The 22,185-nt window shown below is 58.4% G+C and carries 16 protein-coding genes; all 16 read left to right on the forward strand.

The annotated features are described in order from the left end of the window. Positions 1-161 precede the first annotated feature (161 nt). The 16 genes from DW171_RS03675 to DW171_RS03740 all read left to right on the forward strand — a co-directional run bounded on the left by DW171_RS03675 (position 162) and on the right by DW171_RS03740 (position 22,056). Positions 162-1,199: a hypothetical protein gene (locus DW171_RS03675; RefSeq protein WP_118270450.1), complete on the forward strand. Its 1,038-nt coding sequence runs from the start codon at positions 162-164 to the stop codon at positions 1,197-1,199. Positions 1,200-1,432: 233 nt separating this feature from the next. Then, positions 1,433-2,488 (forward strand): GTP 3',8-cyclase MoaA, encoded by a 1,056-nt coding sequence (gene moaA / locus DW171_RS03680; RefSeq protein ID WP_233539088.1) that lies wholly within the window; start codon positions 1,433-1,435, stop codon positions 2,486-2,488. 4 nt (positions 2,489-2,492) lie between these two features. Next, positions 2,493-3,794, forward strand: coding sequence for a molybdopterin-guanine dinucleotide biosynthesis protein B (gene mobB / locus DW171_RS10400; protein WP_118270451.1), 1,302 nt, complete (start codon positions 2,493-2,495; stop codon positions 3,792-3,794). Positions 3,795-4,037: 243 nt separating this feature from the next. Beyond that, the gene (locus tag DW171_RS03690; RefSeq protein WP_117563640.1) at positions 4,038-4,622 is read left to right on the forward strand and encodes a histidine phosphatase family protein; all 585 of its coding nucleotides are present in this window, start codon (positions 4,038-4,040) and stop codon (positions 4,620-4,622) included. Positions 4,623-4,870: 248 nt separating this feature from the next. Further along, on the forward strand, positions 4,871-5,716 hold the full coding sequence (locus DW171_RS03695) for a PRD domain-containing protein (protein WP_117563639.1): 846 nt from the start codon (positions 4,871-4,873) through the stop codon (positions 5,714-5,716). A 118-nt stretch (positions 5,717-5,834) separates the two neighbouring features. Next, positions 5,835-7,274 (forward strand): PTS transporter subunit EIIC, encoded by a 1,440-nt coding sequence (locus DW171_RS03700; protein WP_118270452.1) that lies wholly within the window; start codon positions 5,835-5,837, stop codon positions 7,272-7,274. Between the two features lie 648 nt (positions 7,275-7,922). Then, complete coding sequence (locus tag DW171_RS03705; RefSeq protein WP_117563637.1) at positions 7,923-9,371, forward strand: glycoside hydrolase family 1 protein; 1,449 nt, start codon at positions 7,923-7,925, stop codon at positions 9,369-9,371. Positions 9,372-9,607: 236 nt separating this feature from the next. Beyond that, on the forward strand, positions 9,608-10,888 hold the full coding sequence (locus DW171_RS03710) for an MFS transporter (protein ID WP_158571002.1): 1,281 nt from the start codon (positions 9,608-9,610) through the stop codon (positions 10,886-10,888). A gap of 211 nt (positions 10,889-11,099) precedes the next feature. Further along, positions 11,100-11,921 (forward strand): HAD family hydrolase, encoded by an 822-nt coding sequence (locus tag DW171_RS03715; protein WP_118270454.1) that lies wholly within the window; start codon positions 11,100-11,102, stop codon positions 11,919-11,921. Positions 11,922-12,425: 504 nt separating this feature from the next. Continuing rightward, the gene (locus DW171_RS03720; protein ID WP_118270455.1) at positions 12,426-15,797 is read left to right on the forward strand and encodes a Spy0128 family protein; all 3,372 of its coding nucleotides are present in this window, start codon (positions 12,426-12,428) and stop codon (positions 15,795-15,797) included. After that, the gene (locus DW171_RS03725; RefSeq protein ID WP_158571003.1) at positions 15,790-17,457 is read left to right on the forward strand and encodes a SpaA isopeptide-forming pilin-related protein; all 1,668 of its coding nucleotides are present in this window, start codon (positions 15,790-15,792) and stop codon (positions 17,455-17,457) included. Before DW171_RS03720 ends, DW171_RS03725 begins: the two co-directional genes overlap by 8 nt. Before the next feature lie 114 nt (positions 17,458-17,571). Then, the gene (locus DW171_RS10135; protein WP_158571004.1) at positions 17,572-17,859 is read left to right on the forward strand and encodes a hypothetical protein; all 288 of its coding nucleotides are present in this window, start codon (positions 17,572-17,574) and stop codon (positions 17,857-17,859) included. Between the two features lie 161 nt (positions 17,860-18,020). Continuing rightward, the gene (locus DW171_RS03730) at positions 18,021-19,337 is read left to right on the forward strand and encodes a SpaA isopeptide-forming pilin-related protein (RefSeq protein ID WP_199586823.1); all 1,317 of its coding nucleotides are present in this window, start codon (positions 18,021-18,023) and stop codon (positions 19,335-19,337) included. 614 nt (positions 19,338-19,951) lie between these two features. Then, positions 19,952-20,104 (forward strand): hypothetical protein, encoded by a 153-nt coding sequence (locus tag DW171_RS10220; RefSeq protein WP_199586825.1) that lies wholly within the window; start codon positions 19,952-19,954, stop codon positions 20,102-20,104. Between the two features lie 234 nt (positions 20,105-20,338). After that, a complete protein-coding gene (locus DW171_RS03735) occupies positions 20,339-21,301 on the forward strand; it encodes a MarR family transcriptional regulator (protein WP_147357335.1) in 963 nt (320 codons plus the stop codon). Continuing rightward, positions 21,283-22,056, forward strand: coding sequence for a hypothetical protein (locus DW171_RS03740; RefSeq protein WP_118270459.1), 774 nt, complete (start codon positions 21,283-21,285; stop codon positions 22,054-22,056). The genes DW171_RS03735 and DW171_RS03740 overlap by 19 nt, the downstream gene beginning before the upstream one ends. Positions 22,057-22,185: the final 129 nt, after the last annotated feature.

The following is a 22,185-nucleotide window of genomic DNA, read 5'->3' on the forward strand; positions in this document are numbered from 1 at the left end:
ATCACAACATTCGACGTTTTTTGCCAAAATCGGGAAAAGCATCGAATGTTGTGATGGTTTTTCTACCACTCGATCGGGTGGAATCGCTTTCTTGCGCGCGAAGGTGTGCGGACCCGTGGGCAGGGGAATAAGGTTGGTTATCCGACTCCATTGGAGGGCTCATGGACCTGCCGATCGTCCTGTCCCATAAGACTGCCTGGCTGTACCACAACGTGGCGCGCCCGTCCGAGCCGCTCTCGCGAGCAAGCAGCCTATACGATGAGGACTCGCTTGCTAGCGAGGCGGAGCCGACTGCGGACCTGCCCAAATTGGGGCTCGATGCCAAGGGGCTGAGGGCTTCAACGGCAGTCGGGATTGTTACCGACCATCTGGTTTCGCTTGGTATTCCACGGGAAGAGCTCGATCATATCGACACGCTCGTCAACTTCGATTTTGAGCGCTCGACGCCGGCTGGATTTAGGTGCCACGTGTTTGGGGCGCCGGTACCTCCAGGCCATCTTATCGAGGTGGCAGAGGGCCTTCTAGTGGTTGATGAGGTCATGTGTTTTGTCCAAGCGGGTTCGTGGATGAGTGAGCCCGAGCAGCTGGAATATGGCTACGAAATCTGTGCCCGATACCATTTGAATCATCTGTCGACGGACGATTATGTCGAGATGGGGCAGAGGTATACCGTTGCCGACTTGATTGCTTATTGCAATGAGAACCGATCTCGTCAGGGGGCTATACGCGCGGCCGCCGTGCTCAAGCGCGTGCACGATGGCGCGCGGTCGCCCATGGAGACGGCCACCGCAATCATGGTCGTAGCAAAACGTTCCCAGGGCGGGCTGGGATACGCCAAGATCGAGCTCAACCGTCGGGTCGATGTTCCCAACGAGTTCAAGTATCTCGCTAAGGCTGGGTATTTCGAGATCGACGTATATGCGCCTGCGAGCGGTACGGGGATTGAATACAACGGCTCGGACCATCTTGATAAACAGCGCAGCGCGTCGGATGCGGAGCGCATGACCGTGCTGAGCGCGCTGGGCTTTAGGATGATCGTCCTCACCGGGACTCAGTTTGCCCACCAGCTGCAATTGCACCGGGCGATGAACGCCATCGCGCTCGCTATGGGCCTCAAGTGCGACCGAAGCGAAGCGTTCCAGAAACGTCAAAACGACCTGCGAGAATTCGTGATTCGGCACTGGGACGGCGGTCTTTAGGGGCGTTCCGGCCCTTCTACGGGGTGCCGTGGGAAGTCAAATCATCACAACATTCGACGTTTTTCGCCAAAATCGGAAAAAGCATCGAATGTTGTGATGGTCTGTGCTGAGGATGGGCTTGGAAAGTCCGTTTTGCTCGAAGCGACCTGTCCTGTCGTACGGGTGTCGGCATGATTCTCCCGTGGGGTATTATGTTTTCCGAAGAATAAAACGCCGCGTGAGGGGAGGGCTGCGTGGACGGGCGCGTGCAACATGACGTCTTTGGCCGCGATATCAACTACCTGCGCATTGCCGTTACCGACAAGTGCAATTTCCGCTGCATTTACTGCATGCCGGCCGATGGCGTGGCGCCCCGCGCGCACGACGAGCTGCTCAGCGCCGAGGAAATCGCCCGCTTTGTGCGCCTGGTAGCGGGGGAGGGCATTCGCCGCGTGCGCCTGACGGGCGGCGAGCCGCTGGTCAGCCGCCGCATCATTCCGCTCATTCGCGACATCCGCGCGATTCCGCAGATCGAGGACATCTCGCTTACCACCAATGGTGCCCTGCTGCCCAAGTTGGCACCGCAGCTCAAAGATGCCGGGCTTAACCGCGTCAACATTTCGCTCGATACACTCGACCCTACGCTGTTTGGAAAGATCACGCGCCTGGGTCGGCTCGAGCAGACCATGGCTGGCATCGACGCGGCGCTGGCTTGGGGCTTTGAGCCTGTTAAGGTCAACTGCGTTGTGGTGCGCCGGCTCAACCAGGATGTGGCGGCCCTTGCGCGGCTCACGCTCGACCGCCCCATCCACCTGCGCTTTATCGAATATATGCCCATTGGCGACGAACGCACGAGCTCGCATTGCGCCGTGGACCCGCATGCGCCCGCGCTCAATCCCGAGCTGTGGGACGCGAGCGACACCGTGCCGAGCGACGAGCTGCGGGCTCGCATCAATGCCGGGGCCGCGGCGGCGGGACTGGGCGAGCTCGAGCCGCTCGGCATCAACGACGCTCCTGCCGGCGCGGGCCCTGCGCGCTATTGGCACTTTCCGGGTGCGGCGGGTACGGTCGGCTTTATTAGCGCCATGTCCAACCATTTTTGTGCGAACTGCAACCGTCTGCGCCTGACGGCAGACGGCAACGTGCGTCCGTGCCTGTTCAGCGATGCCGAGTATTCGGTGCGCGACGCCCTGCGCCGTGGTGATGATATGCAGGTACTTTCGATTTGGCGCGATGCCGTGGCCCACAAACCGCAGGAACACGCGATAATTGAGGGCACGCAACGATTTATGTCCCAAATCGGAGGATGATCATATGGCCAAGAGCAGGTACGCCGATGCCACCAAGGCCGCTCGTAGGGCCGCGATGTCTGCCCACAAAGTCACGGCTGCGGCGAATGCTGGCAACGCCGACGCGTCCGCGCAGCCGACTTCCAGCGCTGTCGCCGAGCCCGCCCGCGACGCCCGTCGCGACGAGCTGACGCATGTGGACGCCAAGGGCGAGGTGCGCATGGTCGACGTGTCCGACAAGGCCGAGACCCATCGCATTGCCATCGCCGAGGGCACCATCCTCATGCACCCCGAGACGCAGGCCATGGTGCTGCAGGACCGCGCCAAAAAGGGCGATGTGCTTGCCTGCGCGCGCGTGGCGGGCATCATGGCCATCAAACGCACGAGCGACATCATCCCCATGTGCCATCCGTTGCTCATTACCAAGAGCAAGTGCGACATTGCGCCCATCGTTCCGGCGGGGACGCCGGCCGAGGACGTGCCCGAGGGCTGGGCGCCGGCGCGCACGGACGGGCAGGTTGGCTTTCACGTGCTGGTTACGGCGGGCGTGACGGGCAAGACGGGTATCGAGATGGAGGCGCTGACCGGCGCGAGTGCCGCGTGCCTAACGATCTATGACATGTGCAAGGCCGTCGATCGCGGCATGGAGATCGTCGACGTTCGTCTGCTGCACAAGGAGGGCGGCCGCTCGGGCGTGTGGGATCGTGCCGAGCGTCAGGCCGCTGCTGTTGAGGCTGTGGGAGCCGCGGGCGACGCACCCGCGAGCGCACCCGTCGCCGTTGTACCCGCAGCTCCCACTCCGGCCGTCCCCGCAATCGCGTTTATCGGCTACCAAAATTCGGGCAAGACCACGCTCGTCGAGAAGGTTATCGCCGAGCTCACTCGCCGCGGCCTGCGCGTGGGTTCGCTCAAGCATCACGGGCACCACGGCTTTGATATCGATGTGCCCGCTAAGGACACCTGGCGCCATCACCAGGCCGGATCCAAGCACGTGGGTCTCATCTGCGCCACGCGCTGGGCGGAGTACGCCGACACGCGCGAGGAGGACGAGATGCCCGCGCGCGAGCTGCTGTCGCGCTACAACGATGTCGACGTGGTGATTATCGAGGGCTACAAGACCGAGGGCTTCGACAACATCGTCGTCGCGCGCTCCGGTGTCGACCGTCTGCGCGGCAAGAGCTCGCTCGACCTGGTCGACGGTCACACGCTGGCCCTTGCCTGCAATGAAGCCCTGGCACGCCAGGCCTTCGACGCCGGCTTTGCGACCCGAGCCATCAACATCAACGACGCCCGAGCCATCTGCGATCTGATCCAAGATCACCTTTAAGGCTCGACGCTGCGCCGGCCCCAAGCACCCCATCTCGCCCCTCAAGCCGTCGCTCGCGTACCAAAGTACGCGTCGCTCCTCTTTCGGGGCGACCTGGGGCACTTGGAACCGGCTCGCTGCGCTGCCATAACCTGCCAAAAAGGGACAGGCATCTTTGTGGTGGTTTTTGCAAAAAAAGCTTTGACTTAAAGTTAGCTCAAGGTGTCATAATCGCTGACAAACGATTGCGATCACGGAGGCCTCATGTCAAAACTGTACTTTATGCGTCACGGTCAAACGCTCTTTAACTTGCTTCGTCGCAAGCAGGGCTGGTGTGACTCGCCGCTCACCGAGCTGGGAATCGAGCAGGCTAAAACTGTCGGTGCGACCCTGCGAGGGCGTGGCCTTACGTTTGACCATGCGTACAGTTCGACGTCCGAGCGTGCGTGCGACACGCTTGAGCTTGCGTTCCCCGGTCAGCCTTACGAGCGCGTCAAGGGCCTTAAGGAGTGGAACTTTGGCAAATTTGAGGGCGCGAGCGAGGATTTGAATCCGCGCCTGCCGTACGGCGATTTTTACAAGCAGTATGACGGCGAGGGCGAAGTCGAGTTTCGCGAGCGTATGATGGCGACCATCACCGAGTTCATGCAGCGCCCTGGACATGAGAGCGTGTTGTGCGTGAGCCATGGCGCCGCAGCGGCTCAGGTCATGCGCGGCGTGGGCGTGGAGCCGCTCAAGATGAAGCACCGCATTGGCAACTGCTGTGTGCTCGAACTCGACTTTGATGCTACTACCGGCACATTTGCTCTTGCAGATTTGTACAACCCCTACGGCACCCCGCGCGAGTAACATCGGGGCATCAGCCAAAACCACCACAAAGGGGCCAGGCACCTTTGTGGTGGTTTTGCCGTTTACAGGCGATTTCCTACCGTTCAGCGGACTTTCGCACCAATGGGGCTTACGCTGCATGCAAGTTTCATCCTACAATCGCCCACGTGCTCACAAGTTTGTTACTCCTCGGGAGGCATCACTTGCGCATAATAGAAGACGAGGAATATCGCCCCGTCGTCTAGCGCCGATGTCCGAGGAGTTTTTTCATGCTCATTTTAAAGAAGATCAACAATAACGTTGCTCTCGCCGCCAGCGATGACGGCCGAGAGGTTGTTGTCTTTGGCAAGGGCATCGGTTTTCACGAGATGCCCTACGAGCTTGCCGATGAGTCGCTCATCCAGCGCAAATTCTATAACGTTCCCGAGAGCCTGCAGGATATGGTCGGCACACTTCCCGACGACGTTCTGCTCGCGGCAAGCGACATTGCCTGCTTCGCATCCCAGCAGCTTGGTTGCAAGCTGTCCGGTGGCCTGCCCTTTATCCTGGCAGATCACCTGCAGTTTGCCGTTCAGCGCGACGACGACCAGATCAGCGCTCCCAACCCGCTCGAGCATGAGGTGGCTTTCATCTACCCGCGTGAGCTCGAAATCGGTCAGGCCGCGCTCGCCATCGTGCAAAAGCACACCGGCGCCAAGCTGGGTCAGAACGAGGCCACGAGCATCGCGCTCCACATCGTTAACGCCGAGGTCGACGGCATGGGCCGCGCCAAGGACATGGACTTCATCATGAAGAGCACCCGCGTGCTTGACGAGGTAACCCATTCCGTGGAAAAGCAGCTCGGCTGCTCGCTCGACACGGCGTCGTACTGCTACATTCGCTTTCTTGCGCACCTGCGCTTTTTGGTTCGCCGCCTTGTTAAGGGCAGCTGCACGCAGACCGAGAACTCCTCACTGTTTATGCAGGCCGCCCGCGATTTTCCCGAGGCCTACCAGTGTGCGTACGCCATCAACCGCGTGTTCGAGAAAGAGTTCAAGCAGAGCTGCTCGGACGAGGAGCTCTTGTATCTGATGATGCATATCAACCGTCTGCGATCGGCTTCGCAGACCGAGTGAGTAAAGCCGCCAGCCCGGCGGCAATCGCAACAATTCTTTTTGGTTTCTAACTGCGGGCAAGGTACCGGCTCGCGGTAGGGGATATTTTTGTCGAAATTTGGAAAAGAGAGGACAGATCATGGCAGGTAAATACGACGATCTTGCTGCCCAGATCGTAGAGCTGGTTGGCGGCAAGTCCAACGTCAAATGCGTCGCACACTGCATTACCCGTGTTCGTTTTAAGCTCAAGGACGAGTCGAAGGCCAATGACGAGGCAATCTCCGAGCTGCCCAACGTCATCAAGGTCATGCACGCCAACGGCCAGTACCAGGTTGTTGTGGGCAACATCGTCGAGGACGTCTACGACGCCGTTCTCAAGGCCGGCGGTTTTAGCGACGGCGGCGCCGTCGACGCCGATGACGACGATGCCGCTCCCAAGGGCGTTACCGATGTGATCATCGACCTCATCTCGGGCATCTTCGCCCCCATGCTCGGCACCTTCGCCGCTGCCGGTATCATGAAGGGCCTGCTGGCGCTCGCTACCTTCCTGGTCCCGAGCTTTGCCAACGACGGCGCCTACACGCTGCTCTACACCGTCGCTGACGGCATGTTCTACTTCCTGCCCGTGGTGCTTGGCTTTACCGCGGCCAAGAAGTTCAAGATGAGCGAGTTCAACGGCATGGCCATCGCCTTTGCCCTGGTGTATCCCACCATGGTTGCCCTGACCTCGGGCGAGGTTGTCGGCTCCGTCGAGCTCGGCTTTGCTGGCACCTTCTCTTGGTACACCACGTTCCTGGGCCTGCCGCTCATCATGCCTGCCTCGGGTTACACCAGCTCCGTTATCCCCATCCTGCTCATGGTCTGGTTTGGCTCCACCCTCGAGCACTGGGTTAAGAAGTGGATGCCCGCTTCTATGAAGATGTTCTTCACCCCGCTGATCGTCGTCACCGTTACCGTCACCCTTGGCTATCTGGTCATTGGCCCCATCGCCACGCTCATCACCAACCTGCTTGGTGAGTTCTTCGCGCTGCTGTTTGGCCTGCCCATGATCGGCTCCATCTTGGGCTGCACCCTCGTCGGTGCCTTCTGGATGTGCCTGGTCATCTTTGGCTTCCACTGGTCCCTCGTGCCCATCGCGCTGGTCAACCTGTCCACTCTGGGCTACGACTACGTTCTGGGCTCCGTTATCGCCCACTCCTTCTCGCTGGGCGCCGTGCTCTTTGCCATGTATCTCAAGAACAAGGACGAGAAGTTCCGCGGCATCGCGCTGCCGGCCATGATCTCCGCCTTCTTCTTTGGCGTCACCGAGCCCGCTATCTACGGTGTCGCCCTACCCGATAAGAAGGCCTTCATCAACGCCAGCATCGGTTCTGCTGTGGGCGGCCTCATCATCGGCATCTCCGGCGCCGTGGTGTACATGTCCGGTGGTCTGGGCGTCTTCAACTGGCTGTCCTTCATCGACCCCTCCGGTGTTAACGGCATCAACCACATGATCTGGGCTATCGTTGCCTCGCTCGTGGGTGCCGCCGTGGGCTTCGCAATCGAGTTTGTCACCTACAAGCCCGAGGCTGCCAAGTAGCCCAAACGACAAAGACTCGGTACCAAGCCGGCGGGAGAGCGCCCCGCCGGCTTTTCTCAAAGGGGCTAGATGCCATGCGCTCGTCCGAGCGACTGCCCAAAATCAAAACCATGCCGGATTACGGGGCTAAAACGGTGAGTGCTGACCATACCCCGTTTTTCCGTAAACTGACAAGCTTCCTACCTGCGGTTTTGTCCTTGCCGTTTCTGGCATGCTCAAGGGGCACTGGTTCTGCTCCGTAAACCGGCATGGTTTTGAACCTGCCAATAAGGGACAGGTTTATTTTGGTCGGTTTTATCTGGGCAAACGTCGTCTCCGTCAGCTCCGTCCGCATATCTTAAGCCGGCATAGTTTCGATCGGCCGGTCCGCGCGCGTCCCGCAACATGCCTCGCCACGAAACCGGTCTATCTACTACGTTTAAGTGGTAGGGGCCAACCACGCGACGGTTTTCCCAAAACCGTCAAGCCTTCTACCTGCGGTTTTATTATTGACAATTGCGGTGTGGTCGGTGATTCGCGGTAAAATGTAGTAGATAGGCCGGTTTCGTGGCGGCCGGCTCAACGCGAACCCCGATCGGGACGCAAATTACCTTGTGGACGCCGCTTCGGCGTCCACGCAACATCCCAACACGTACGAAAGGAGCCAACATGGCTTTTCCCGATGGATTTCTGTGGGGCGGCGCCACTGCCGCCAATCAGTGCGAAGGCGGATACAACGAGGACGGCAAGGGCCTCGGCGTTCCCGACATCATGACCGGCGGCACGGTCTCCGAGCCGCGTCACATCACCGACGGCATCCTGCCCCAGTACCACTATCCCAGCCACGAGGCCGTGGATATGTACCATCACTACCTCGACGACATCAAGCTTTTTGGCGAGATGGGCTTTAAGTGCTACCGCATGTCCATCAACTGGAGCCGTATCTTCCCCAACGGCGACGAGGCCGAGCCCAACCAGGCCGGCATCGAGTTCTACCGCCGCGTGTTCCAGGCCTGTCAGGAGCAGGGCATCGAGCCCATGGTCACCCTCAGCCACTATGAGCTGCCCTATGGCCTGTCCAAAAACTACGGCGGCTGGAAGAACCCCAAGCTCATCGATTTCTATCTCAACTACGCCCGCACCGTCATGACCGAGTACAAGGGGCTGGTGCGCTACTGGCTCACCTTTAACGAGATCAATTGCCTGCTCATGGGCGGTTTTGGCGGCGTGATGGGCGGCGGCATGGTGCCCGAGGCAACCGACACGCCCATGGCCTTTGGCGACTGCGACTGGGACGACCCGCAGGCGCGCTTCGATGCCCTGCACCATCAGTTCCTGGCGAGCGCCAAGTGCGTCACCATGGGCCATCAGATCGATCCCCAGAACAAGATCGGCTGCATGATCGCCGGCAACGCCTGCTACCCGCACACGTGCAATCCGGCAGACGTTCTGGCCGCACAAAAGCAGCAGCGCGAGATGAACTTCTACTGCGGCGACGTGCAGGTGCGCGGTGCGTATCCCTCGTGGGCGCCCAGCGTGTGGCGCCGCGAAGGCGTGCACGTGGAGGTTTCGCCCGAGGACGCCGCCACGCTGGCCGCCGGCAAGGTCGACTTCTACAGCTTTAGCTACTACATGAGCGCCACGGCCACGGCTGACCCGGTGCTGCTGGAGCAGGGCAACATCTTTGGTGGCGCCGGCAACGAGTACCTCAAGAAGAGCGATTGGGGTTGGGCGATCGACCCCGAGGGCCTGCGTTACTACCTGGAGGAGGTCTACGACCGCTACCAGGTGCCGCTGATGATCGTCGAGAACGGCCTGGGCGCGGTGGACGAGGTCGAGGCGGACGGTGCGATTCATGACGGCTACCGCATCGATTACCTGCGCGAGCATATCAAGCAGATGGAGATTGCCATCGAGGACGGCGTGGACCTGATGGGCTACACCATGTGGGGCTGCATCGATTTGGTGAGCGCCTCGACCGGCGAGATGAAGAAGCGCTACGGCTTCATCTACGTCGACAAGGACAACGACGGCAACGGCACGCTCGCCCGCAGCCGCAAGGACAGCTTCTTCTGGTACAAGAAGGTCATCGCCACCAACGGCGCCGACCTGGCCTAGCCAAGTCTCAACCAGCGTAAACGTCGCAACCACCACAAAGGGGCCAGGCACCTTTGTGGTGGTTTTTGCTTTGGTAGATGTGTGGGACATGCCTTACAATCTACCAAGTAGTTCATGACGGGCGAAAAACGGAGAGAAGGGTCCTGATGCGTCCTTAATGTTTCATGCGGATAGATTGATTTGACAGACGGTGGCGAATGCCCACCGCCCGTATTCGTATGAAACAAGGAGTCTCCATGCTCGCATCTCTTTTCTCAAAGCCTCAATCATCGCTGTCCGTGCAGGCCAAGCGGCTGGTGGCGATGCGCTTTCTCATCTACACCGGGTTTCAGACCAGTTATTTTATCGGCGTCATCGGAACGCTCACCTATGCAGACGATGCCTCAGTCGTGGCGACATCGCTGGCCGTTCTGTTTATGAACGTTTTCGTGATCCTGGGATCCTTTGCGGGTGGCGCTGCGCTCGACGCCTGGGGTCCGCGCCGCCATTTCTTGCTGAGCATCATCGGCGCTCTTGCAACTGGCACGGCAATCATCGCCTTTGGTAGCGCGACCGGCGTCGTCCTGCTCGGCGCGGTGTTTCTGGGCTTTGTGATGGGATTCGCCCAGCCCATCGCCACGTCCTATCCGGCCTACCTCACCGACGATCCTGTCGAGCTCAAAGACATCAACTCCGCCATCGCCATGTTTTCAAACGTGAGTATCATCGTTGGCCCCACGCTGGGTGGCTTTGTCGCGGCTGCTGCGTCGTCGCGCGCGGTGTTTGTTCTCATGATGCTCTTTACCGTGCTGGCGCTCATCGCCGGTTGGGGCTTTAGGCCGCAGACCAGCCATGTCGCCGGGGATGCGGATGCCGATTCGGCGGAGGAAGGGGAGCGTGCGGGACAAAGCTCCAACCCCAGCACATCCACCCGCGCCACCTTCGCAGCCAGCATCAAGACAGTCTTCACCAACAGTGTCCTCGCGCTACTTTTCTGCATCATTTTTCTTTCGAACTTTGGCTACGGAGCCTTCGATCCGCTCGAGTCGTTTTTCTATCGCGATGTCCTACGCGTCGGCGTTGAGTGGATGGGCTGGCTCTCGTCGGCCTCGGGCGTGGGCGCGGTACTGGGTGCCGTGCTCGCGCTCCGCTTGCCGCCGCACTTGGTCAACCTAAAAACGCTGCTCGTGGCACTTATGTCCGTGGGCCTGGGAAGCCTGCTCTATGTGGGGACGCCGTACGTGGGTGTGGCCCTTGTCGGTCAGGTCGCCCTGGGCATAGCTTGGGGTGTCGTCAACCCGCTCCACAACACCATCGTGCAGACGACGGCGCCGCTCGAGCAGCTTGGTCGCGTCAATTCGGTCATGGGCTTTGGCAATATGTTCGCTGGCGTGGCCCCGCTGGCGATTGCTCCGTGGCTGGCGGCGACGTTTGGCGTGCAGCAGACGCTCATCGGAGCAGGCATGGTCGTGACGGCAGTCCCCGCGGCGTTGCTGCTGTTTGGGCGCCGGCATTTTGATCGTGCCGCAAGGCAGTAAAGACCATCACAACATTCGATGAAAATCGCGATTTTGCCGAAAAACATCGAATGTTGTGATGGTTTGGCCCACAAACGCCACTTCCCCCACAAAGGGGGCCAGGCACCTTTGTGGTGGTTTTTGCTTTGACGGGCCGCGCCTGTGCCTTGGTATACCATGTACGCCGTTTGCGAATACACCCCACACCGCCGCACAACTCAGAAAGGCCCCCATGGACGCCACCTTCAGCCACATCAAAGCCGTGTTCTGCGATATCGACGGTACGCTGCTCACGAGCCAGCACACGGTGTCCCCGCGCACCGTGGCGGCGATCCGCGCCCTGCGCGAGCGTGGCGTGCTCTTTGGCCTGTGCACCGGGCGCGACGCCCATGCGACCGAGGCCATGTACGAGCTCTGGGGCATCGAAGGCCTGGTGGACGTGCTCGTGGGCTGCGGTGGCGCCGAGGTCATCGACCGCGCGCACGACATCAACGAGCTGAGCTATCCGCTGCCGGGCGAGACCATCGCGCGCATCTGCAAGCACATGGCGGACCTTCCGGCAACACCCGTCTGCCCCCGAGACGGCGTGTTCTACGTGCCCGAGAGCAACGCGTGCGTCGAGCACCTGTCACGCGTCGACGGCGTGCCCTACCAGGTGGTCGATTTTGCCGAGTTCTTGCGCGAGCCGCAGCCCAAGGTGATGTTTACCATGGCGCCCGAGGTAATGCCGCGGGTGATTGAGCGGGCGTCGACGTTTGCCGATAACACTGTTAAGGCGGCGGCTCTGCAAACCACGCAGCGGCTCTACGAGTTCATGGATCCGCGCGTGTCCAAGACGCGCGGCCTTGTACGCGTGGCAGAGCTCAACGACATGGAGCTTACGAACATTTGCGTGTTTGGCGATGCCGATAACGACACCTGCATGGTGGCTGACGCCGGCGTGGGCGTGGCCATGGCAAACGGCAGCGACGCCACCCGCGCCGCCGCCGATTTTGTAACCGCCAGCAACGACGAAGACGGCATCGCGATCTTTATCGAGGAGCATCTGCTGTAGCGCCGGGGGAGAGCCACCGCAAAGGGGGCAGGCGCCTTTGCGGTGGCCTCAGGCGATTTGGTCGAATTGATACCTAAAATCTGTGTGAAAATTCAAATATGGTTGTCTGAACATCATGCTTCTAACCACCGATGGGTTTTTAGATATTCTCATCAATTTGGTAGGATATTCATCCCGGTTAATGACCCCCGCTCACGGTCGATTTTCGACCGTTCACAGGATGCTCGCTCTTGAGCAAAATGTTGTGCAAATAAAACTAATGCCATTAAAAAATAATACGCAACTAAATTACCAGCAGAAACAAAAAATAGATAGCGAATAAACGAAGGTAAATCTGAGCAAATGTCAAGAGAATTGAGAACTCGCCACAAAAATGTCGGTTTTGTTGCTCAGATGTTTAAACAATCGTTATAATTGCATTACTAAACGAGCGCAATTACAGATTGCGCAGATACGTTTGATGGTGAAAGAGCAAGATCGCGGTCTCTTGGGGAGGAGACATCGATGAAAGCGAATTCGGGCAAATCTAAGCAGAGTAATAAAGCGACGCGCCGTGTACTGGCAGGCGTTTTGTGCGGAGCCTCCGTGTTGAGCCTGGTACTGTCGCTCGTCATGCCCCCGATCTCGCAGGCCATTGCCAACGATGCCGAGGCGGGTGCAGCCGAGGAAACTGTGGCGGCGGCTGATTCCTCAACTGAGTCTACTGATGTAGAAAACACCAACAACGGGGATACCGAAAACCAGAATAGTGACGATGCCGGGAATGACGCGAGCGAAGACGCCGCTGCCGCAGGCCTGCCGTCCGACGACACGGAGGTCGAGGGTGACACGCAGCCTTCCGACGCACAGCTTGCGGATGATGAGAATAACGATGAAAACGCGAACGCTCCCGCCACCGTCAATGCCGATGGCTATACCGAGGTAAGCAACGATGTTGCTAGGGCATTTACCAATGGCGGCAAGTTCCGACTGACGGGTTCTGTCTATTCGAGTCAGCAGATTGACATAAAAAAAGACACCACCATTAATCTTGCGGGAAACATGCTCTACAACCGCTCCGGCGGCTTAGACTCCTTCTTTGTGGTCGAAAACGGAGCCACGCTCACCATCGAGAACATTATCGAGGGCTCAGATAGCACAAAAGACGAAGAGACTCCGGTCGACAATGCGCCGGCGGGTCAGCCTGCGATTATGACACGGGAAAAAGGAGACGAGTCTAGCTCTAATAACGGCACTCCTAAGAGTCTTACTTACTATGAGACTAAGAGCACGCCCAATACAGATGGACTTTGCACCACCGAGACTACGTACAGGCATGACGTTACGGGCTTTGGCGCTATCGTTGCGGCATCGGACCGCGGTTCCGTAAAGTATGTGGTCAACGTTGAAGCGGGCGGCACGCTCGATCTCAAGGGCGGCATGATTACCACGGCTGCCAACCTGAGTAACGGCGGTCATGTGATTTATTCCGAGGGTACGGTCAAAATCGCGGGCGGTTACGTCACCAACGGTAGCGGCGGCGGCTGGGGCGGTGGCCTGTGCATGGCAAAGGGTTCACTCAATATGACTGGCGGCGTGATTGCAGCGAATAAGGCTGCTTCCGGTGGTGGCATTTTTGCCGACAGCGGTGTCACGTTGGATCTCTCCGGCGGTGTCATCTCAGGTAATGCTACGTACGCTAAGGGCATCGGCGGCAGCAGCTGCGGCGGTGACACCGGAGACGGCGGATACGGTGGTGGTGTTTATACCAAGGGCGCGAACGTCACCATCGGCGGATCTGCCAATATTACCAACAATCGAGTTGACGCTTGGATTGCTGATTCCAATCTTTACAACTTCGGTCTGCTTGGCGGCGGCGGAATTGCATGCACGCACAGAGGGACGTTAACCATGACGGGTGGATCCGTTACTGCCAATTACTCCAAAGAGGCCGGTGGCGGAATCTACGCTGGTTTCTGGAACCAGGCGATTACGTTTAAAATGACTGGCGGCACGATTGCCGGCAACGAATCTGAAAACGCCGAGGGCGGTGGTCTCCGTATTTCCACCGGTACTACCGGCGATATTAAGGCTGAGCCGAGCACGTCCAACAAGATTTACATCACCAACAACAAGACCATGACGGGTGAGAGCCGTGGCGGCGATTGGGGCGGCGGTGGCGTCTTTGTCCAAAAGGACGGCAAGCTTAACATCGTAAGGACGCTGATTACTGATAATGAGGCCGGCGGCTGGGGTGGTGGCATCGGTGCCTGCCCTACGGGCGAGACAATTGTTTCGCACTCAAATGGTGCCGCAATCTACAACAATACGGATAATGGTTTAAGTAATCACATGTCTGCCGGTGGTAATGGCAAGAACGAGGACAGCAACACTAACTACATTACCAAAGACTTCAAAGAAGCCGGCCACAAGGATTTCTTCCTCGTGCGCAAGGATGACAGCAATAAGACGGTTGCAGTTGTGCTCGGCAAGATGCTCGGCGGCGGCTCAGCTGGCTGGAAGGGCACCTGCGATCGCCAGAAAATCACCATCGATCCTAATGGCGGTGCCGAGGCCAAGTACATGTTTGGTCTTGAGGCTCATCCCTCCGATACGGCTAAACGTGATGCGCAGAGAGATGCTACGACCATCATCAGTGGCAACTACTCCTACACCCACGGTGGCGGCATCATGACCAACGGCGACCTCATCGTTGGTGAGGTTACTTCCCTGGACGTGTATCCTGCAATCAAGGTCAAGGCTAACAAGGTCCTCATGAAGGACGGCAAACCGCAAGGCCTCACGGGCCACGGCTATAAGTTCAAGCTGTTGGGTAAAGCCGCCGATTCAGCTGGGGAGCCGTATTGGAATACGGACGGCTCATTTAACGCAAACGGATGCGAGGCGACGTCCGAGGTTACCGTTAATGAAAGTGGAGAGATCGTCATTGATACGGCTGCGAACTACCAGTCGGGCAATTACGACCTCTACCTTGTTGAAGTCCCTATCAATGAGGAAGGCACGACCTTTGATAAGGCCATTTACAAAATACATATAAAGGTTGGTACGACACCAGTTAATACGACCAACCTCTTGGGGATCAATATTAATCGTTATGAAGTTGATAAGAGCGCTTCCACAGTATCCGTTAAAAGGGAAGGCGAAACGGGCTTCACCGAGTGTAAATCTCTTGAGTTCTATAACTGGAGTGTAGATCCGAAAGACAATACAATCTCGACCGTAACGATCGGCAACGACTCCAACCCTGCGTTTACGAACGAACTTGCGCCCTACCAGACCTCAGGCACTTGGACACCCAAGGTGACCAAGAAGGTCGACGGCGGTGAGATGAAGAAATTTAAGTTCGAGCTGTATACCAAGAATTCGGACAACAATACCAAGAATTCGGACAACACGGAGAAATCTTTTAAGCCCATATATAAATATACTACTGCTGGGTCGAAAAACCTTCAGATAGTAGATTTCGGATCGGTACAAATCGGCCCACTAGGCGTTAATGAGCTCGATAATAATCGGCAGGCGCAGTTCACCTACTACATCCGTGAATGCGACGCCGACAAGAACGATGGCACCAAACACGAAGGCTACAAGAACGACACCAAGACTTTCAAGGTCGTGGTGACGGCAAAGGACAAGGGTGACGGCACGCTGGAATGCACGCCGACCTACTACGAGGTCGACGCCAGCGGTCATGAGAGCGCGACTCCGACCTTCAACCCCACCTTCACCAACACCTACTCCACCTCTTTGCCCCTTTCTGGTATGTCGGGCGTCACTCTGACGTACCTTGCCGGCGCGGCGGTGCTTTGCGCTGCTGCGGCCTGGATGCACATTCGTCGGAAGGCGAATGCGAAGGGAGGTGAGCGTCGTGAATAAGAAAGTTTGCTCCTTCCCGATCTTGTTTGCGCTGCTTGCCCTCTTGATCGGCGCCTGCGCGGTTGTGTTCCCCGCTTCCGCGCAGGCCGCGCCGACCTCGACCGGTTCCATCACGGTGAGCGGCACCGTGGCGAGCAGCTACGACGCCTACCAGATCTTTAGCGCCAACGTCGTCGACGGCGACAGCGACGCCAAGATCGCCACCGATCTTGCCTGGGCAAGCGACGCCGTGCGCGACGCCGCGCTGCCTGTGCTGCATAGCGCCGGCATGCCCAATTCCCAGACCACCGCGCAGGAAGCTGCCGAGTGGCTCAACACCGATTCCCACCTTACGAGCGCGCTGAGCGCACAGCTCGCTCGTTCCCTCCAGAGCTCTGGCGCCGAGCCCGTGGCCCTTAACGCGGGAACGACGGCCGAGCTGCCCTGCGGCTACTGGCTCATCGTCGCTAAGGACGACGCCATCGCCCAAGGCGAGGCCGGCACCGCGCCGATCATAGCCCTGGTCGGCGGCAACGCCGTCACCGTCAAGCCCAAGGCGGCGACCCCCAAGGTCCAAAAGCATGTGCTGGAGGACAGCACCGCCGCCTGGCGGAAGGCCGCCGACGCCACGGTCGCCGACGACCTGTACTGGCGCCTCTCGGCCACGGTCCCGGCGGGTCTTACCGCCTACGACACCTATACGGTGCAGTTCGTCGACACCATGAGCGCGGGGCTCGACCCCTCCAAGGTGGCCGCGAGCATGCGCGTGTACGTGGCGGCGGGCACGGACGGCGGCTTCGACGCCGTCTCGGCCGACAAGGACGGGCGCGCCGGCACCGAGCCCGCGAAGGACTGGACCGACATCACGGCCCAGTGCGCCACCAAGGTGGCCGCGGACGGAACCTTCACCGTGCGCACCGGCGACCTGATCGCCACGCTCGGCGGGGCCGACGCCTTCACCGCGGGCGCCCGCGTGGTCGCCGTGTACAATGCGCCGCTCAACAGCGCATGCAACCACGGCATCGCGAAGGGCAACCCCAACGAGGTCTACCTGCGCTACCCGCGTTCTCCCTTTGCCGACCAGTCCGGCGACGCCGGCTTCACCCGCACGCCGAGCGACGACGCGTGCGCCTACACCTGGGATCTCGCGCTCACCAAGCGCGGCAGCGACGGCGACAAGCCGCTGTCCGGGGCGGTCCTGAGCATCGCCGACGACCGCGGTCGCACGCTGGCGGCCGACGGCACGTGGGATGCGCAAGGCAAGGCCACCGTCACCACGGGCGAGGACGGCCGCGTGACCGTCTCGGGCGTGGACTCGGGCAAGCTGGAGGTCCGCGAGCTCAAGGCGCCCAAGGGCTACACCGCCTTCGAGGGCACGCGATCCGTGACGGTCAAAGCCGAGGGCCTGGACGTCGACCAGGTGGCCGCCGCCAAGCCCAAGCTCACCATCACGGCCGAGTCGCCCCTGCGCGCCGACAGCGCGGACGGGTCGACGGGCAGCCTGGAGGCGTCGCTCATCAACGCGCCCACCGGCACACCCCCTAGCATTACCACCGGAGGCTTTATGCCCTCGACTGGCGATATGGCAATGTACGCCGCGGCCGCCGCAGCGGTCGCCGGAGCCACGCTCATCGTGGTCGCGCTCCTGGTCAAGCGGGGAGGTGGCAGCCATAAAGAGTAGCTGGCAGCCCCACAGAGAGCGGGGCGAGACGTAGCGAAGCAGATGCTAAGACACAGACAGACAGATTTAGATCAAATGGACTTCAAGCAGAAAGCAGAGGAAAAGAAGATGAGCATGAGCAAGAACATCGTACGCCTGGCAGTAACCGCAGGCCTCACAGCGGCGTTGAGCTTCGGCGGCGTCATGGCCCCGGTCACGATGGCGTTTGCGGCGGGTACGCCGACGGTGGCCACGGAGAAGGGTAAGGTGGCTATCACCGACGAAACATACACCGGCGCACGACATTCAAGGGCATTCAGATCTTCACCGCGAAGGTCACGCAGGATCAGAAGGGCGATGGGAGCTGGGATGGCTCGGCCGCTAAGACTCTTTCCGATATTCAGTGGGCTCCGGGTAATGTGAAAACCCTCGTTACGACTGCGCTCAAAGACGTTACTGGAGCACCTGGCGTAGATGCTGACGCCCAGACGTGGGCGGAGTTCATCAGCACGACTCAGGGCCCTAATTCTGGAGAGACTACGGCGGTTGATACTGGCACAACTCTTGACTTGATTGCCAAGGCCTTGGAAGGGGACAAGAACCTCACGTGGACAAAGCCAAGCGATTCCACCAAAGGTAGCTTTAAGGATCTTGATCATGGCTACTGGCTTTTCGTGACCGATACGCCCAGTACGACCAGCGGTGCTAATGGCAATACTGATGCGTATACCTCGCCGATTTTCACCATCGTCGGTGGCTCTGACGTTAACGTGACCCCCAAGAAGGACGTCCCCAACGTGACCAAGGCCGTAAAGGATGACAAGAACGGCAAGTTTGTTACGGACGATAGCAAGAATGTTTTCACCGCAGCCAACAAGGCCGCCGACTCCGCTGCTGGACAGCTTGTTAAATATCAGCTTGCCGGCACTGTGGCTAGCAACATTAACACATACGTCAAGTACAGCTACGCTTTCACCGACAATCTTCCCTCCACGATGGTGCCGAATCTTGATGGAAATAAACCGGTCGTTGAGGTCAAGATTAACGATTCAGTCGTAGATCCCGCTTACTACAGTGCGACCTATGTCCCGGGGGAAAGCACGAATACGCTCACTGTTTCCTTCGAAAACCTCAAAGGAGCAAAGGATAAGGCTGGCAATCCTATCACCGTTGACGGTAGTTCGACAGTCTATGTGAACTATGAGGCAAAACTTGTTGCTGGCAAGATTAACGCGGATATGCTCGGCAAGGCCCAGGTGAACAATGTCAAGTTGACCTATTCCAACAACCCGTACAACACCAGCGACACCGGTACCACGGTTGACCATCCGGCCTATGACTACACTTATGGTATCGATGTTACCAAGGTCGGTAGCGACAAGGATGAGACCGGCAATCTCAAGAAACTCCAGGGCGTTCAGTTCACGCTGAAGGAGGAAGGCTCCAACGAATTTATCAAGGCCGACGGTACCACGACGACAGATACAGATGCCGCAATACTAACTACCAACGATAAGGGCATGATCAACGTTGTCGGTCTTGATGAGGGCACCTATATCCTTAAAGAGGTAACTCCGGCGCCTGGTTACAATAACTCTGCCTCCAATGGCGTCAAGTTCACTATTGCCCGCGGCACGCTTAAGCAGGATGGCTCCGAAGTGATCCCTGACAAGAATTCTGCCCACGTCACTGCTGCTGATGGTGTTGTAAAGGCTGATTCTGCTGTCACTTCTACCGGTAAGCTGAGCTTCATCATCGTCGACCAGAAGGGCTCCAACCTCCCGCTCACCGGCCTTAACGGCGTGACCTTCACTTGGATCGCTGGTGGCGCGGTGCTGTGCATCGGCGTGGCGCACCTCATCCGCAGCCGTAAACAGGCTGAGGAGTCCGAGCAGGAGTAACGCTCGCTCACCCATCCCTTTGGCAGGTGGGATGTGATGGCCATGAGACTTGCGGACACTTTTCTCGTCCATCTACGTCCTTGCTTTGCCATTCTCTTTTCGGGGCAGACTCCGCACTGGAGTCTGCCCCGTTTTTTTTGGGATAACACAGCCAGCCTTCATCGTCCGATGCGGGCACGTTCGTCATCGCGTTTCTTGACTCGTATGAAGTTCGGTTTAAGGTCCGTAGGCGCACGCGCGATGCGGACGGTAGAAGGCATTTGCGCCGCAACAAGCGCAAATAAGAATGCCCGGGGTTAGAGGCCCGGGCATTTAACAAAACCAGAAAACTAGGCCGCCCGCGCTCTCGTACACTTACGCGGGGTGCGTCGTTTTCTATTGATATTGTATCCCGAATCGCCCCGCCGATCCGGGACATTTTGAAAACGCAAACACGTCGGGCAAACCCGGACAATGCGGCCAGGCTCCGCTGGATGAGGAATAGTGTTTGTAGCTATCGAACAAATGTTTGTCAAAATCGCGTTTACCAGCTGTGGGTGCATACGCTCGCAGTAAAATATCCTTGCGACGCATCCCGTGCGCGGGCGGCCGACGACTCGATCGGAGGTCACCATATGCTGAAATTCCTTAACGCGCTCGCCGCCCTCGCGGCGGTGGGCACGTTCGTCATCGCGTTTCTTGACTCGTATGAGGTTCGGTTTAAGGTCCGTAGGCGCACGCGCGGTGCGGACGGTAGAAGGCAGTTGCGCCGCAACAAGCGCAAATAAGAATGCCCGGGGTTAGAGGCCCGGGCATTTAACAACGTCGGAAACTGGTCGCCCGCGCTTTCGATCACTTACGCGGGGTGCGTCGTTTCCTACAGACATTGTATCCCGAATCGCCCAGCCGATTCGGGACATTTTGAAAACTCAAATATGGGCTTAGGCGCGAACGGAATCTCGTTAATTCCGAAAATTATGTATAATTCCAATATAAACTGGAATCGAACGAAAACAATGGAAATGAACGAAGCACTAATCTACTTACAAGAAGCACTAGGCCTTTCCGCCAAGACCAAAACTTGGCCTGGATCCGCATGCTTGCCGCTGCATCTGCGGGCGATTGAGGTCCGCGCTGTTGACGCAAACGGTTTTTCGTTTTTGCTTGCAAGTTTGCCTACTGGCGTCGGGCTTCCCGAGGCTAAGAGGGTCTATAGTCAGCTAGCCTTGCGTGCGGAGACTCCTGTTGTCGTTTCGTTTCCTGATGCCGATGCACGTCAGCGCAAAGCATTGGTCGCACAAGGGATTCCGTTTGTTTGCCCCGGCAGACAGGCTTTTCTTCCATTTATGGGCACGGCCTGCACGGAGAGGGGCAGTGTCCGGTTTCGCAATCACGCGACCAAGATGTCACCCAACGCGCAGGCTGCCGCAATCTGGGGAGCAGCCCAGGAGCCATATCGTCCCTACGACCTTTGTCGTGCGCTTGGGATCTCGGCAAGCCGCGCGAGTGAGGCCATAACCGAGCTTGTTGACAGGGGGCTCGCGAGGCGCGAGCGTCGCAAGCGACGTGTCGTCGTGTTCCCTGTTGCCGTTGATCTTCTGCTCAGTGAGCACATGGCAGAGCTCTCCTCGCCTGTCTCGAAGGTCTTTTTTGCAAGGAAGACGCCGCAGATCGACTATCTTGTTGACGCCGGGGAGACGGCGCTCGCTGCGCGTTCGATGCTCGCTGCGCCGGGCATGGAACAAAAGGCCGTCTTAAGAAGTGCATGGCGTCAACTGAGCGATCTCGAAGTCGCAGACGGGGAGTTGCCGGATAACGAGACGGCGATGATCCAAGTGTGGCGCTATGCACCCGTGTTTGCCGACTCCTCCCGTGTCGACAACATTTCGCTTGCGCTATCTTTGGCGGCAATCGACGATGAGCGAATTCAGCTCGAAGTCGATCGCATGTTTGGAAAGGAATATCCATGGCAAGAAGCGCTGTAGAAGGTCTCCAAGAATTTCAGCAGCATATGCAAGAAGCTGAAGGATCGTATGCCCTTATCGGCGGCACGGCATGCGACATTTTGCTCGCGGAGGCGGGGCTTTCATTCAGGGCGACTCACGATTTTGATGTGGTAATTGTCGCCGATGACCGGTTGCCTCAGACGGCAGAAGCTATATGGACTTTGGTGCGTGATGGCGGTTACCGCTGCGGCTGGGGCGAAGGCAAAGGCTCATGTTTTTATCGGTTTACAGAGCCTAAGAGGCCGGGTTACCCCCATATGATCGAACTCTTCGCGAAGTGCCCCGACTTTCTAAAGGGTCGTGAGGGGATTGATGTGGCGCCAATTCACGTTGATGAAAACATAAGCAGTCTTTCGGCAATTTTGTTGGACGATGCTTACTACAGCTTGTTCCTTCAGGGAATTCGGACCGTAGACGGCGTTTCGGTCCTGGGTACGGAATACATTGTCCCGTTCAAAGCGAAGGCGTATCTCGACCTAAAAGCCAGAAGGGAAGCGGGGGAGAACGTTGATTCGAAGAAGGTAAAAAAGCATAAACGCGATGCGCTGAGGCTTGCTCAGCTGCTTGGCGAGTCGGAAGGTGTCGACCTGGGCGAAGAACTGAAGGACGATATGCTTGCGTTTGTTAAAGATTGCGAGGTGGGCGACGTCAATCTGAAACAGATCGGGGTTGCGGGCGTAACGATGGCGCAGTTGCTCGAGACGATGAAAGCAACATATGGCTTGATTGGTTGAGTGGGGTTACGTGGCCCGAACGGTGCAGCCTAGCTGCGTTGTCCGGCGCATGAGCTCGCGAATCGGCTATTATTTGTTTAGACAACTTGAGTTGTAGAGGAGTGACCGGCGATGGTGCAGGGCGCCAAA

Origin of the sequence: Collinsella sp. AM15-2 (genome assembly GCF_003471985.1) — a bacterium.
Taxonomy (GTDB): domain Bacteria; phylum Actinomycetota; class Coriobacteriia; order Coriobacteriales; family Coriobacteriaceae; genus Collinsella.

Coding starts and splice junctions, on each gene's coding strand:
- DW171_RS03740 (WP_118270459.1), top strand. CDS start 21,283: ATGGCAAGAAGCGCTGTAGAAGGTCTCCAAGAATTTCAGCAGCATATG.
- DW171_RS03695 (WP_117563639.1), top strand. CDS start 4,871: ATGCTCATTTTAAAGAAGATCAACAATAACGTTGCTCTCGCCGCCAGC.
- DW171_RS10220 (WP_199586825.1), top strand. CDS start 19,952: ATGCTGAAATTCCTTAACGCGCTCGCCGCCCTCGCGGCGGTGGGCACG.
- DW171_RS03700 (WP_118270452.1), top strand. CDS start 5,835: ATGGCAGGTAAATACGACGATCTTGCTGCCCAGATCGTAGAGCTGGTT.
- DW171_RS03720 (WP_118270455.1), top strand. CDS start 12,426: ATGAAAGCGAATTCGGGCAAATCTAAGCAGAGTAATAAAGCGACGCGC.
- DW171_RS03675 (WP_118270450.1), top strand. CDS start 162: ATGGACCTGCCGATCGTCCTGTCCCATAAGACTGCCTGGCTGTACCAC.
- DW171_RS03705 (WP_117563637.1), top strand. CDS start 7,923: ATGGCTTTTCCCGATGGATTTCTGTGGGGCGGCGCCACTGCCGCCAAT.
- DW171_RS03735 (WP_147357335.1), top strand. CDS start 20,339: ATGAACGAAGCACTAATCTACTTACAAGAAGCACTAGGCCTTTCCGCC.
- mobB (WP_118270451.1), top strand. CDS start 2,493: ATGGCCAAGAGCAGGTACGCCGATGCCACCAAGGCCGCTCGTAGGGCC.
- DW171_RS10135 (WP_158571004.1), top strand. CDS start 17,572: ATGAGCAAGAACATCGTACGCCTGGCAGTAACCGCAGGCCTCACAGCG.
- DW171_RS03690 (WP_117563640.1), top strand. CDS start 4,038: ATGTCAAAACTGTACTTTATGCGTCACGGTCAAACGCTCTTTAACTTG.
- DW171_RS03715 (WP_118270454.1), top strand. CDS start 11,100: ATGGACGCCACCTTCAGCCACATCAAAGCCGTGTTCTGCGATATCGAC.
- DW171_RS03710 (WP_158571002.1), top strand. CDS start 9,608: ATGCTCGCATCTCTTTTCTCAAAGCCTCAATCATCGCTGTCCGTGCAG.